The organism is Chitinophaga ginsengisegetis (assembly GCF_900168065.1).
Classification (GTDB): domain Bacteria; phylum Bacteroidota; class Bacteroidia; order Chitinophagales; family Chitinophagaceae; genus Chitinophaga; species Chitinophaga ginsengisegetis.
On sequence record NZ_FUZZ01000005.1, the window covers coordinates 619980 to 634136 of the forward strand.

Consider the following 14157-nt stretch of genomic DNA (forward strand, 5'->3'; position numbering starts at 1 on the left):
GAAATGAATATTAGAAAGGTTTTTCAGAGCGTGGTGCTATTCGTCATGATAGTAAGTTTACCTGCTGTTGCGGCCATACCACGCACGTATTACATAGATGCGCTGACCGGTAAAGACACGAACAACGGACTGTCGGAACAACAACCCTGGCGCAGTTTACAGCAGGTGAACAGCCACGTTTTTGAACCGGGCGATCAGATCCGCTTCCGCGCAGGCCGCATCTACGAAGGGCAGCTAAAGCCACAGGGAAGCGGCCACGCGCAGCAGCTGATCACCATTGATCAGTATGGCGACGGATACAAACCACGCATCCAGGGCAATGGTGTAATGCCAGCAACGTTATACCTGCTGAATACTGAAGGTTGGGAGATCCGCAACCTGGATATTTCCAACTATGGCCCGGACGTTAAAGCGCACCGCGCGGGAGTACAGGTACAGTTATCTGACTATGGTATCGCCTCTAACATCTATCTCAGGAATATCGACGTGCATGATGTAAACGGCAGCCTGGTGAAGAATGATGGCGGCGGCGCAGGGATCATTTTCAGTAACGGCGGCCGGCATACCCGCTCAAAATTCGACAGCATCCTGATTGCAGATTGCACTATCAAACGTTGTCAGCGCAACGGCATTCTCGTTAACGGCAACTGGTCCAGAACAGACTGGTTCCCCAACGAGCATGTAGTGATCCGCGGCAACCTGATAGAAGGTGTACCCGGCGATGGCATTGTGCCCACCGGCTGCGATGGCGTACTGGTGGAGTACAATATCATGCGGGATTGCCCCCGCTTATTGCCCGATACAGAATCGGCTGCAGGCATATGGCCCTGGAGCTGCGATAATGCACTGATTCAATACAATGAAGTAAGCGATCACAAAGCGCCGTGGGACGGACAAGGTTTTGACTCCGACTGGAACTGCAATAACACCGTGATACAATATAATTACAGTCATGATAACGACGGCGGCTTTGTACTGGTATGTAACGACGGAAGCGCTGGTGCTTCACAGAGCTGCGGCAATAAAGGAACCATCATCCGTTATAATGTTAGCATGAACGATGGCCTGCGCACTACCGGTAAACATGCCGGCTTCGCGCCGGTTTTTCATATAACCGGCCCCGTAGTAAATACGCGTATATACAACAACGTTATCTATCTGCCGGAAAGAGACATTAAAATGGACAGCACCCTGGTGGAAATGGGTAACTGGTTTGGTTATGCCGATAGCACCTGGTTCGCCAACAACATTTTTTATACCCGCAGCACGGCAGATTACATAATGAATAAAAGCAAACGTAATATCTACAGTAACAATCTCTATTTCGGCACACACCTTAACCGGCCGGCCGACAAAACGGCTGTTACAAAAGATCCGCAATTCCAGGCAGCCCCGTTAACCGGCATGCCTGGTATGGAAGCGCTGAAAGTTTTTCGTTTGCAGCCAGGTTCTCCCGCTTTGAAAATAGGCGCTGCACTACCGGATAAAATAGCAACAGACCTGTATGGGACCCCGTTATCGTTACCCCCCAATATAGGCGTAGATGGGAAATAAGGAAGTATTCTATTATTCACCATAAAAACTCCACTTTATGAAACCAAGTATGAAAATCCTATTGGCGCTCACCAGTTCCATGATCCTGTCCTGCGGAAAACAGGCGGCCGACAAACTCCAGCCGGTTGAATCAGCCCGTACAAAAACGGAAGCAGCTGCCGCACTCACCTGGGAAACCGTGCTGGACAACAGTTCATTTGCCAGTTACAGCGCATTTGAAGCAGCCTGGAACTACCTGTATCCCTGGGGTTCGGATCATAACGGTACCGCACGTATGTACGGCAGCACTTCTGATCATAATCACATTTACCTGAACGCAGGAGTCCTTACTATTAAGGCCACACGCATCAACTGGAACGAAGGCAATAGCAGCAGCGATCCGTATCTTCCTATTCATTATCACAGCGGTGCTGTACATGCCAAAGCACAGGTACTGATCAACGACCAGTTTCCGGAATGGGAAGTAAAAGGTGATTTTCAGGCGCCGTCTGTAGCCGGTTCCTGGCCTGCCTTCTGGCTTACCGGCGTTAACAGCTGGCCTCCGGAAAGCGATATCCTGGAGTTCAAAGGAAACGCTACCAACTGGCAGAATACTTTCAGAACCTGGCAGGATGTGTCCAGTATCTTAACAAATGTTTCATCCCCCGGCAACTGGCACAACTACCGCGTTTGGATCACTAAAGTAAGCGCTACTGATGTGAACATTCATTATTACATCGACAACGTATGGAAAGGAATGCATGTGGCCAACTTTGTAGACAAGCCTATGTATATTATCATCAACATGCAGATGGAAGGCTCCAGCGGCAGCAGTGGTCCCGCCGGAGATACTTATTACAATGCTAAAAATATCTACGTTGGCCGCAACCGCGCCTGGTAGCAATAAGTAATATTACTGAAGACCTTGCAGTATCTTATTACTGCAAGGTTTTTTTATTAAACTATCTCCCAGAATATATACTAATTTACGGGAGATGATAACGCTACTGGTATTACAGCCCCATTTGTACCGCCCGCGGTTTATCCTCTTTACCTTCAAATAACCACTGGTCACTTTCTCTCTTGATAAAAAGCAGTTATTTTTATACATTGGCGCACCAGCTTCTTTAGCTGGCTAACAACAGATTTCTAATCACCGCTTATGAAGAGATTATTATTCGGATGTGCAGCCATCCTCATGGCCGCAACTGCCTATGCCCAGGAAAATGCCCTATGGCTCAGGAACCCCGCTATCTCTCCCGATGGTAACACCATTGCCTTCGGTTATAAAGGAGATATTTACCGGGTAGATACCAAAGGTGGAGTGGCCGTTCCACTTACCATTCATGAAGCCCACGACATGCTCCCGGTATGGAGTCACGATGGCAAATACATTGCCTTTGCCAGCGATCGTTATGGCAACTTCGATGTATTTGTGATGCCCGCCGCAGGCGGCGCACCGGTACGCCTCACCAGCAACAGCGCCGGCGATTTCCCCTACGACTTCACCACCGACAATAAACAGGTGCTGTTCGGAAGTGCACGAAACGCGCCCGCAGCCAGCGTAAGGTTTCCTTACCGCCTCTTCAGGAACATGTATACCGTTCCGGTAACTGGTGGCCGCGCAACACTGCTCAGCGCTGCAGGAGCCGACGTAGCGCATTATAACAAAGCAGGCAATAAAGTAATTTTCCAGGACCGGAAAGGATACGAAGATCCGATGCGTAAACACCACGTGTCCTCTGTTACCCGTGATATCTGGGTAATGGATCTTACAAAAGGCAGCTACGAAAAAGTATCAGAATATATTGGGGAAGACAGGGAACCCGTATTCGGTAATGGCAACGATATTTATTATCTCAGCGAAAAAGGCGGTATCTCACAGAACCTCTTCAAAGGCGCGCTCACAGATAAAGCCAGTATGCAGCAGCTCACCACCTTTACCAAACACCCGGTGCGCAACCTCTCCAGGGCAGATAACAACACCCTTTGCTTTACCTATAACGGTGAAATATATACGCTGAAAGAAGGGGAACAACCACGTAAACTGGAAATAAGCATCTTCAACGACGGCAGGGCCAGTACCGTAAAAAATGTACCCGTGAGTGGCAACACCACCGAATTTGCCATGAGCCCGGATGGGAAGGAAATGGCGTTTGTAGCCAGGGGGGAAGTGTTCGTTACCAGTGTGGAAGGCAATCTTACCAAACGTATCACCAATACGCCCCAACAGGAAAGAATGGTGCAGTGGTCGCCCGATGGCAAACGCCTCATCTATGCAGCAGAACGCAACGGTAACTGGGACATCTACCAGACTACCAAAGTACGCAAAGAAGAGCCCTACTTTTTTGCCGCCACCCTGCTGAAGGAAGAACCGGTGATCGCCACATCAGCAGAAGAATTCCAGCCACTGTTTTCCCCGGATGGAAAAGAAATTGCCTATGTGGAGAACCGTAATATCCTCAAAGTATTTAACATCGCCTCCGGTAAAAGCCGCACGCTGTTGCCCTCAGGCCGCAACCATTCCTACTCGGATGGCGACTGGAGCTTTGAATGGAGCCCGGACGGCAAATGGATAGCTGCAGATGACCAGCAGGGTTATTTCATCACAAAGAATGCTTCACTCATCCCCACCGATGGTAAAGGAACATCCATTTACCCTGTGAACAGCGGCTTTGGCGAAGGCAACACCAAATGGGCCGCCAGCGGAAAAATGCTCACCTGGACCAGCAGCCGCGAAGGTCGTAAATCCCTCGCCCAGCAAGGCAGCCGGGAAGTAGATATCTACGCCATCTTCTTCGACCAGGAAGCTTACGACAATTATAAGCTGTCGAAAGATGAATTCAATCTCCTGAAAGAAAAAGAAGCAGCCGGTGGCAAAGCAGCGAAAGACTCTGCGCTGAAAGCCAAAGATTCTGCTGACACAAAAAAAGCATTCCATCCCGATTTCAATAACCTCGAAAACAGGAAAGTAAAACTTACTATCAACAGCGCTTCCATCAGCGATTATGTGCTGAGTAAAGATGCCGGTAAGCTATACTACATGGCCGCTTTCGAAAAAGGATACGACCTCTGGGTAACAGAACCAAGAACCGGCGAAACAAAGATCCTCGCTAAGTTAGGCGGCACACCCGGCGGCATTGAACTAAGCAAAGATGGTAACACTATCTTCGTCAGCAACCGTGGCAGCGTAGTAAAAGTAGACGCCAACAGCGGCAAGATTACGCCGGTGTCTATCAGCACGGAACTATCGCTCAACCAGGATGAAGAACGTAAATATATTTTCTGGCACGCATGGAAACAGGTAAAGGAGAAGTTTTATGATCCAACCATCCGTAACATCGACTGGAAAATGTACGGCGATAACTATGCCCGCTTCCTCCCGCACATCAGCAACAACTATGATTTTGAAGAGCTGCTGAGTGAACTGCTCGGAGAACTGAATGGCTCCCATACCGGCGGCCGCTACTCTCCCCAGCTGCTGAATGGCGACGCTACCGCATCCTTAGGTTTACTGTATGATGAAACCTCTACTGCTGATGGCCTCAAAGTAGACGACATCATCGCCGGTGGCCCCTTTGATAAAGCCGCCAGCAAACTGAAGAAAGGTAACATCATCGAAAAAATCGATGGCGAAAGCATCACCGCTGCATCCGACTGGGCGTCGTTACTGAACCGCAAGGCCGGAAACAACATCCTGGTAAGCATCTACAACCCGGATACCAAAGCGCGCTGGGAAGAAACCGTGAAGCCCATATCCGCCGGCGAAGAAACTACGCTCATGTATAAACGCTGGGTAGAACATACCCGCGAAATGGTAGATAAACTCAGCAACGGTAAAGTAGGCTACGTACATGTACAAGGCATGAACGACGCCAGCTACCGTTCGGTATACGATGAGGTAATGGGCCGCAACCGCGATAAGAAAGCCCTCATCGTAGATACCCGCTTCAACGGCGGCGGATGGCTGCATGACGACCTGTACAACTTCCTCAGTGGTAAAAAGTACCTCGAGTTTGCACCACAGGGCGAAAAGCTCAAAGGCGGTGAACCCACCGGCCAATGGCAGGCGCCGAGCTGCGTACTCATGAGCGAAGGCAACTACAGCGATGCCTTCATCTTCCCATACATTTACAAACAGGGTAACATCGGTAAATTGATCGGTATGCCCGTACCCGGCACCGGTACCGCCGTTTGGTGGGAAACACAGATCGATCCAACAATGGTATTCGGTATTCCAATGGTAGGCACTATCGGTAAAGAAGGCCGCCCCACCGAAAACCTCCAGATAGAACCGGACATCAGGGTGCCGCTTCGTTATGAAGAGTTCCTGGCGGGTAAGGATGCCCAGCTGGAAGCTGCGGTGAAGGAGATGTTGCAGGAAATTAAATAAAATGGGTTAATGATAGGAGAGCCCCTGTAGTGAATGCTGCAGGGGCTTTTTTTGTAATAGCTATGGATCATTAAAACCGAACACCCGCGTCCGTATCCGTACATAATACTTATAAAGTATCCGCCACAGAAATGCAAACATGGCCACCACAGCGGGGCTAACAGACAGGTAACAAGTGGTATGGTAGTTGTCGCCCAGGTAAATGCCGGCGCTGACTTTAAAATATCCCGTTTGGCGTAATAGAACTAAACTGTATAAATTAACCTTATGTTCTCGAACTACTTGAAGATCGCTCTACGTGTTCTTTGGCGCAACAAGATTTATGTGGTCCTCAACGTGGTAGGTTTAGGCTTTGCCATTGCCTGTTGTATCCTGGCGTATCTCAACTATAACTACAGGGCTAACTTTGATCAGCATCACGTTCACACTGAACAAATTTACCGGCTGAACAGTGTGCGCCTGGTTGATGGAAGCAGGCAGCCCTGGGCCGTTATACCCTTACCTTTAGCCCAGGCCATGCAGAAAGAAGCTGCCGGGGTGGAACAGGTTGCCCGGCTTAGTAGCGCGGCAGTTGTTGTGAAAATTAAGGAGAATACTTTCGATGAGCAGATTGACTATGCTGACAAATCACTATTTGATTTCTTTACTTTTCCCCTGAAATCCGGTAACCTGTCAGGCTTTGGTCAACCAGACCAGGTAATAATCAGCGAAGATTTTGCAGACAAATACTTTCCAAAGCAAATGCCGCTGGGCCAGTCGCTGACGATCATTGGGCCGGAAGGCCGTTCTAAGGTATATACGGTTGCTGCTGTAACACAGAAGATCCCGGCAAATTCAAGTATTCAGTTCGATATTATCACCTCATTTGACAATGGATTTGTGAATGGGCACATAGCCCCTGACGACTGGGCCAACCCGGATCTCATTACAACATTTGTGAAATTAAAAAATGAGCAGGCGGCCCGTTTTGTAGTGGCTAATCTTAATAGCTATGTAGCGCTTCATAACCGTAATCGTTCCAATTGGCCTATAGAAGGCTTTTCCCTTCAACCTTTCTCTGAGTTGGCAACCACCTCGGATATTGACATGCCGGGATACGTATATGGCAACCAGTTAACGGTCAATCCACGTGGTGTTCTCGTTATAGTTCCGGCCATCATGTCGTTGTTTATTTTAATGATCACCTGTTTCAATTTCACCAATATTTCTATTGCATTTGCCAGTGGCCGGTTAAAAGAGATCGGTATCCGTAAAGTAATGGGAGGTTTCAGGAGCCAGTTAATCCGTCAATTCTTAACGGAGAATATTGTTCTATGCCTGTTAGCGTCTGTATTGGCGTTGTTGTTTGTTCATTTACTCTTGCCGGCTGTTAGTCAACTTACCAACGTTGAACTTTCACCTGACTATAGCAGGGACTACGGATTTTGGCTATTCCTGGTATCAATTCCCGCCGTCAGTGCTATTTTCTCTGGTCTGTACCCGGCTATGTACGTTAGCTCCTTTCAGCCGGTTCAGATTCTCAAAGGCAAAACTTCACTTGCGGCTTCCAACCGTTTTACACGTTTCCTGTTGATCTCACAATTCAGCCTGTCGTGCTTCGCACTGGTGGTGGGCATTGTGATGTCACAGAACGCCATATTTCAAAAGAAAGTCGATTTTGGCTATGCTGTCAATGAGGTGGCCGTTGTAGAAATCAGCAATCCCCGGGAGTACGGGGTTTTTACCCAGGCAATTCAGCAGTACCCGGAAATTAAAAGCGTGGCCGGATGTGTACAACAAATTGGTGATGGCACATACACCCAAACGGCAAAAGCCGGAAATGGGCAAGCCCAGGTACAGGTGGCGCAGGTCGGAGGGGAGGCTTATCTTAACACGATGGGAATCCGTTTGCTTCAGGGGCGTCATTTTTACGATAACGGCGCTGATGCCGATGAATCCATCCTGGTCAATCAAACCTTTCTACAACGATTACAGATAAAGGAGCCGCTTGGTCATCGCGTAACCCTGGACAGTATCAATTACACAATTGTCGGAGTTGTGAACGATTACAAGGAATACGGCTTACATGGTCTTGTGCCGCCTTGCGCGTTACGTATGGCCAAACCAGCGGACTATAAGTTTGTGGTTGTTCGATCAGATAAAGATAGATTGTCGCAGGTAACTCAGCACTTGCAGGCAGCCTGGCACAAATTGATCCCCAATGTACCATACCGTGGATATTTGCAATCAGATTTAATTGAAAAGGAGATCCGGATGACGCAGGCATTCAGGTTGATTGCATTTTTTCTGGCCGTAGTTACATTGCTTTTATCAGCATCAGGCCTATTTGCACAAATTTCATTGAACATCGACAAGCGAAGTAAAGAAATCGGCATCCGCAAAGTACTGGGTGCATCGGTGCTGCAAATTATAGGGTTAGTCAACCGGGAGTTTATACGTATTCTCCTGGTTGCATTTATAGTTGGTTCAGCTTTGGGCTACTTGTTTACGGGCAAGTTTATTTATGGGATTATCTATCAATATCATGCTGATATTGGACCGGCGCCCTACATCGGTACATTCCTGGTTGTGCTGCTCTGCTGCGGTGTTATTGTTGGAACAAAGGTATACAGGGCTGCTAATGCAAATCCGATAAAAAGATTGCGTACTGAATAGTATGTGTTTTTGAGAGATGAGATTGGAATGGAGCGCCAGGATAGCGTAGGGGCTCCATTTCTATTCGATAGCGGGTGCTTTTGATCTTATTAAAAAAGCTGTCCAAGCTCATCTGCTTCAAAAAATAACTGCATTTCCGACATTGCCTTATTTGTGCTGTCAGAATTAAAGCATCCCAGTTGTTTCGCATTGTTTATTGCCGTAGCTAATCGGGACTTTAGCTGCAAGTAAATATCATTATTCTGTTTGGTATAATACTTTTGTGTCTTTTCATAGTCTTTGAGATGTTTTTTTAATTGCTTTTCAGCGCCTTCGCATGAGCTAAAATATTTTGATGTACGCTCAAAATGAAGTAATAGCCAAAATTCAAGACAGGGATTATTAACTATCACCGTTATATTCCTGTATTTTGATTTAATTTCCTTTCGATACGCTAAAAATGCCTGAATGGAATTTTTTGCTCCTTTTTTTGCATCTTTAGCTTCACTTACAAGCGTGTCAAAATCAATTATCCAAAACACTTCAGTGTAATCTCCTGACAGATTCACCACCATCTCAAATTGTTCTGAAAGCCTTTTCTTTTGAGGGATCTTAGGCTCAATATTAACATTAATGGACCTTTCGTTTCTCTTTAGCATTTGCAAATACCACACTTCAGTATCTCCATCCACAACAACCGCAAATGTTTTTCTGACTTTTACAGCAGTAGCTCTTTTTTGTCTCATTTTTCGATGTCAATGTAGTAATCTCCTAAATTCGGAACACCACCGAGTTTACCACTTTTATAGACATTTAATCTATTGGTAGTGTCCCTGATTACGGAACTATCGAAGTCGGCCAGCGAATACAGTGTAGTCGAGCAGGATTCATCTTTATCAGTAATCCAAATGGCGTCATCCCTGAGCATATCTCTATTGTCTAATATTTCTCTGTTATGCGTTGTTGCAATTATTTGAGATTTATCTGCATTCAAAAGAAATGAAAGTAAGAAATGACGATACAATTCAGGATGTAATGATGATTCAAGTTCGTCTATGGGAAACGCAACAGAGTTTTTAATAAGCAGCGCCAGTATGCCTGCAAACCCATAATATCTTTTAGTACCCTGCGACTCCAGGTCAAAAAGCAACGTATACTTTTTGTTATCTTCTGTGGTGTGTTCGAATGTTAACTTTCTGGCGGTGATCCTGCCTTTAGTTTTTAGTTCATTTATTTTATCACTGGGAGTATTCAGCTGGTTTTCAATAAATGTGATAAAACCTTCAGGAATATCTCTTTCTTCTTCCTGAATGAGTATATCTGAGATATTAAAATCAGCTTTTTTAAGAATGTTGACAACGTTCTCTTTTGAGATGGTAGACTTGTCAATGTGCGATGTCACATAGCCTTCTAAATCAGTTGTTGTAAGAATCAGGGGTTTCAAATATTGTTTAAACCAATCTGTGGCCTCCTTTAATTCTTTCAACTCAATGTTTGTTTTTAAAAAGCCACCCAATACAGTATTGTTCCAGAGAGTGTTTGATTCTAATATCTTTTCGGAAGTTTTATCTATCTTAATCTTACTGCCAAAAGTGATCTCTGTGAATTGGTTTTCCAGGTTTGTTTTTCTTTTGAAAACACCCGCTTTATTAGGATGGAAGAAATCCAGCTTTTCGGCAACAATTGCTTTTTGTGAAAACTCAACTTCGTAATAGTACCTTATTTCATTTTGAACAAACGTTATCGTAATAACAGCATTTTGTTTAGGCGTTTGGCTATCAAAAAGAAAAGGATGAAAGTCCAGCTCATTCGTTTTCTTTCCTTCGGGCTCTAAAACCATATTTCTTAAAAAATTCAAAGCCTTTAATATCGTGGTTTTGCCTGATGCATTTGCTCCATAAATTAAAGCCAGCTTTAATAATTTAACTCCCCCCGTATTAACGATATACTGACTTTCAAGATGTGACGATTTGGTCGCCTCAAAAGAAAGTGTTTGCTTATCCTTAATGGAGCCAAAGTTTTCAATGCTAAAATTGACTATCATTTTATGTTGTTATTATGTAATTCATTTACAAAAATAGCAACAAAAATTCAATATTAGTATGTTTGTATATCTATTTATGTAGTTTTATTGCACTTTTTTATATAAATCTGATAAAAAATGACGGGAAGCCTCACTATTCCCCCTTAATTAAAATAATACTTCGCCATTCCCTCCACTAATGATTCCGGGCTACATCCCGTTAAATTGGTCAGGATTATAATCGAAACATCATCCTGCGGATAAATAAACAACGAGGCCCGCCCTCCTCCAATCGGGGCTAGAGCCGGATGCCTGGGCCGGTCTACAACAGGCCATCCAAGTGCATAACCATTAAGAATGCCACCAAAGCCGTCAAGAGTTCCGTTGTTGAGGCGCACAGGCGTCCACATGGTGTGAATACTTTTTTTGTCTTTCAGCAGCATACCCTGTTGCAAAGCCATGATCCAGCGGGCCAATTCTCTTGCTGTACTGAACATCCCTGCATCGGTCAGTAGAAACGCCGGGAATTCCTCATAGGTCTGCATCAAATGATGCTGCTTCACAAATTCCCCTTTATCATTTCTGTGATAATAAGTATAAGTAGGCGCTTTCTTTGGTGTTACATCGAAGGAATTTCCAAAGGTAGTTTGCCGCATATTCGCTACCTCTAATTGTTTATGTTGAATAAAGCGCACGAATGGCTGACCGCTTAATTTGTCAATGATTTTTCCCAGCAGGAGGTAATTGGTGGTGTTGTAATTAAAGCGTTCGCCTGGCAGAAAGAACAGGGGCAGGCTTTTTACTTTTACCCAGGCGGAATCCTCACCCTTTTTACTTACTAATTCATCAGTTAAAGTATCTGTAACATCCGGAAGACCTGAAACATGCCCCATCAGTTGCCGTATAGTAACTTTTTGCCAGGCCAGGGGCAAACTATCGAGGTACTGCGAAACAGGGGCTTCAATATTCACTTTCCCTTCCTCCACCAACTGCATAATTGCAACCCCGGTAAAAGCTTTGGTGATAGAGTTGATGGAGAATACAGTACTATCCGTTACCGGAACAGAGAACTCCACATTGGCCAAACCGTAGTTGCCCGTCTTTACGATCTGTCCATGTTGAATAACAGCCATCTGTAATCCCGGAATGGAACGTGTTCTCATCTCGGTCTTTATGAAAGCATCTACCTTGTCAGCTGTTGATTGGGCATAAATACCCGGCCCCATACCGGATAAGATAAAAAGAATCACTACGGTAATAGCTCTTACTGTCGTTTTAGTATCCATAAAATTGAAACTTGCAGATTAAGATAATTCGTTTCCTTCCAATCAACAAATCCCTCTTCCCCCCTTGTTTCTCATCCCCTTATACCTTAGCTTTGGGTTCATAACAATCTCCGGAAATATCAACCGATCATTAATTATTGCAGGCATTTTTATAAGAGATGATGAGCGATTACTCCTACTATGCTGATGATGAGCTGGTTCAGCTGATGGGTAAAGATGATCACAACGCCTTTACAGAAATTTACAACCGTTACTGGAAACGTTTGTACGTATTGGCCTACGACCGCCTGCGTTCCCGTGAACTGGCGGAAGATGTGGTCCAGGACGTACTTACCGGCCTTTGGCAACGCAGATCGCAAACCATCATCCGGTCGCTGCCGGCCTACCTGGCTACTGCCAACAGGTACGCCGTATTTACACAATTGTCAAAAATGATCCCCCTAGCAGCCGTGGAAACCCTCCCGGAAGCCGTACAGGCTGTTACAGACGACACCGCCCAGCTGCATTTCCTCCAGCAATCCATGCAGGAACAATTAAAGCAACTGCCCGAAAAATGCCGCATTGTATTCGACTATAGCCGCAATATGGGCATGAGCAACCGGGAAATCGCCACCGAGCTGAAGATCTCCGAAAAAGCCGTGGAAAAGCATATCACCAAAGCCCTGCATCGACTCCGGCTCCAGTTCCGGAACTACTTTCACGCCCTTTTTTAAAATACCCATAAATTTTTTTTACCGGAGGTAGGGTTGCACCCTTCTTTCCGGACATTACTATATAGGACCCTGTAAATTATTATCACGGATGGAAATGAATGAACTGGCCATACTATCAAAAAAGTACCTTGCCGGAGCGGCCAGTGACGAGGAGAAGGACCGTTTGCTGCAATGGTACAATGCGTATGATGAGCAAAGCCTGACGGCCCGCTTAACCGTAGCTGAAACAGAAACCGAAGCAGCAATGGAGCAACGGATGCGCCACCGGCTGATAGCGGCTACAGCGCCGGCGTCGCGGGTAGTGCCTATGCAACGCCGCAAGGGATGGAGAGTGGCAGCAGCCGTATTATTGCTGGTAACGGCAGGCGCCAGCTTCTATGTATGGCAGCCGGGTAAAAAACAGGTGCTCGCAGAAAAAGCGGCGACTATCATGCCCGGAAGCGATAAAGCCACGCTCACGCTGGCAGATGGAACGGTGGTAAACCTCGATAGTGCGGGTACAGGGGTACTCACGGTGCAGGGGAATAGTAAAGTAGAGAAAACCACGCACGGACAAATCGTATATAAAAACGAGGAGGCAACAGCATCTGCAGTAGCTTATAACGTATTACGCACGCCCCGCGGCGGGCAGTATAAAATCACCCTGCCGGATGGCACAGATGTATGGCTGAACGCCAGCTCATCTATCAGCTATCCCACGGCGTTTACGGGAAAGGAGAGGACGGTGAGTATCACGGGCGAAGCATATTTTGAAGTGGCCGGCGATGTGGAAAGCCCTTTTACCGTAAAGGTAAACAACATGGAAGTATTGGTGCTGGGCACACATTTCAATATCAATGCCTATGCAGATGAAAGCACCATCAATACCACCCTGCTGGAAGGAGCGGTGCTGGTAAAAACAAGCAGCGCGATGCGCCATCTCAACCCCGGTCAGCAGGCAAAGGCTACACCGGCAGGCGACGGGATTATAAAAGTGGGCAGGGTAGATGTAAACAGTGCCATTGCCTGGAAGAACGGGTATTTTTCTTTTGAAGAGGCGGATATCCCTACCGTAATGCGGCAATTATCCAGGTGGTATAATATAGAAGTAAAATACAGCGATAAAATACCCGGAGAAACATTTACCGGGGAAATAGGAAGAAGTCTTACACAGGAACAATTGTTAAAAGTATTGTCACAGGCAAAAATAAACTTTAAAGTAGAGGAGGGGAGACGGATCATTATTTATCCATAAGCTAAATCAATAACCAACCATAGCTGATACCACCAACGTCAGCGAAACAACCAATGTTGCAAGGCTTACCAACGCCTGCACAGATAGCTATCCAGTAATATCATGTTATGAATTGATGAGGTCCACCGGACGCGGAGATCTTATGTTTCATCCATAAAAAAAACCTGGTGTCAAGATTGGCGTCCGCACCAGGTTTTGATTAATGGTTAACCCTGTTCAGGAAAGCTTTTCACTGCCTGCAAAGGCGGATGAGAAACATTTTGTCAACCAAAAACCAATCTAAGGTATGAAAATTAATGTTGTTCGCAACCCGCATGGGTTTTCCATGTCATTGGTTCGTT

The 14157-nt window shown here is 46.0% G+C and carries 9 protein-coding genes; 6 read left to right on the forward strand and 3 right to left on the reverse strand.

What is annotated here, in order from left to right:
- Positions 1-3 precede the first annotated feature (3 nt).
- The 4 genes from B5Z18_RS28695 (at position 4) to B5Z18_RS28710 (ending at position 8581) form a co-directional block, all read left to right on the forward strand.
- A complete protein-coding gene (locus tag B5Z18_RS28695; RefSeq protein ID WP_079472988.1) occupies positions 4-1554 on the forward strand; it encodes a right-handed parallel beta-helix repeat-containing protein in 1551 nt (516 codons plus the stop codon).
- A gap of 37 nt (positions 1555-1591) precedes the next feature.
- Positions 1592-2434, forward strand: coding sequence for a LamG domain-containing protein (locus B5Z18_RS28700; protein WP_079472989.1), 843 nt, complete (start codon positions 1592-1594; stop codon positions 2432-2434).
- 261 nt (positions 2435-2695) lie between these two features.
- Complete coding sequence (locus B5Z18_RS28705; protein ID WP_079472990.1) at positions 2696-5926, forward strand: S41 family peptidase; 3231 nt, start codon at positions 2696-2698, stop codon at positions 5924-5926.
- 267 nt (positions 5927-6193) lie between these two features.
- Entirely contained in the window at positions 6194-8581 is a 2388-nt protein-coding gene (locus B5Z18_RS28710; protein ID WP_079472991.1) for an ABC transporter permease, read from the forward strand.
- Between the two features lie 89 nt (positions 8582-8670).
- On the opposite strand, the gene B5Z18_RS28715 is transcribed toward B5Z18_RS28710, so the two are convergent.
- The 3 genes from B5Z18_RS28715 to B5Z18_RS28725 all read right to left on the reverse strand — a co-directional run bounded on the left by B5Z18_RS28715 (position 8671) and on the right by B5Z18_RS28725 (position 11869).
- Positions 8671-9306, reverse strand: coding sequence for an RloB family protein (locus B5Z18_RS28715; RefSeq protein ID WP_079472992.1), 636 nt, complete (start codon positions 9304-9306; stop codon positions 8671-8673).
- Positions 9303-10604, reverse strand: coding sequence for an AAA family ATPase (locus B5Z18_RS28720; protein WP_079472993.1), 1302 nt, complete (start codon positions 10602-10604; stop codon positions 9303-9305). Before B5Z18_RS28720 ends, B5Z18_RS28715 begins: the two co-directional genes overlap by 4 nt.
- Positions 10605-10747: 143 nt before the next feature.
- Positions 10748-11869, reverse strand: coding sequence for a serine hydrolase domain-containing protein (locus B5Z18_RS28725; RefSeq protein WP_200817380.1), 1122 nt, complete (start codon positions 11867-11869; stop codon positions 10748-10750).
- A gap of 158 nt (positions 11870-12027) precedes the next feature.
- Between B5Z18_RS28725 and B5Z18_RS28730 the strand changes: the two genes are divergently transcribed.
- Both B5Z18_RS28730 and B5Z18_RS28735 read left to right on the forward strand, forming a co-directional pair.
- Positions 12028-12582 carry a sigma-70 family RNA polymerase sigma factor gene (locus tag B5Z18_RS28730; protein WP_079472994.1) on the forward strand — a complete coding sequence of 185 codons (555 nt, stop codon included), beginning with the start codon at positions 12028-12030 and terminating at the stop codon, positions 12580-12582.
- A gap of 88 nt (positions 12583-12670) precedes the next feature.
- Positions 12671-13816: a FecR family protein gene (locus B5Z18_RS28735; protein WP_079472995.1), complete on the forward strand. Its 1146-nt coding sequence runs from the start codon at positions 12671-12673 to the stop codon at positions 13814-13816.
- Positions 13817-14157: the final 341 nt, after the last annotated feature.

What these genes read in the sequence shown, in the direction of transcription:
- B5Z18_RS28695 (WP_079472988.1), top strand. Translation starts at nt 4, where the DNA reads ATGAATATTAGAAAGGTTTTTCAGAGCGTGGTGCTATTCGTCATGATA.
- B5Z18_RS28700 (WP_079472989.1), top strand. Translation starts at nt 1,592, where the DNA reads ATGAAACCAAGTATGAAAATCCTATTGGCGCTCACCAGTTCCATGATC.
- B5Z18_RS28705 (WP_079472990.1), top strand. Translation starts at nt 2,696, where the DNA reads ATGAAGAGATTATTATTCGGATGTGCAGCCATCCTCATGGCCGCAACT.
- B5Z18_RS28710 (WP_079472991.1), top strand. Translation starts at nt 6,194, where the DNA reads ATGTTCTCGAACTACTTGAAGATCGCTCTACGTGTTCTTTGGCGCAAC.
- B5Z18_RS28715 (WP_079472992.1), bottom strand. Translation starts at nt 9,306, where the DNA reads ATGAGACAAAAAAGAGCTACTGCTGTAAAAGTCAGAAAAACATTTGCG.
- B5Z18_RS28720 (WP_079472993.1), bottom strand. Translation starts at nt 10,604, where the DNA reads ATGATAGTCAATTTTAGCATTGAAAACTTTGGCTCCATTAAGGATAAG.
- B5Z18_RS28725 (WP_200817380.1), bottom strand. Translation starts at nt 11,869, where the DNA reads ATGGATACTAAAACGACAGTAAGAGCTATTACCGTAGTGATTCTTTTT.
- B5Z18_RS28730 (WP_079472994.1), top strand. Translation starts at nt 12,028, where the DNA reads ATGATGAGCGATTACTCCTACTATGCTGATGATGAGCTGGTTCAGCTG.
- B5Z18_RS28735 (WP_079472995.1), top strand. Translation starts at nt 12,671, where the DNA reads ATGGAAATGAATGAACTGGCCATACTATCAAAAAAGTACCTTGCCGGA.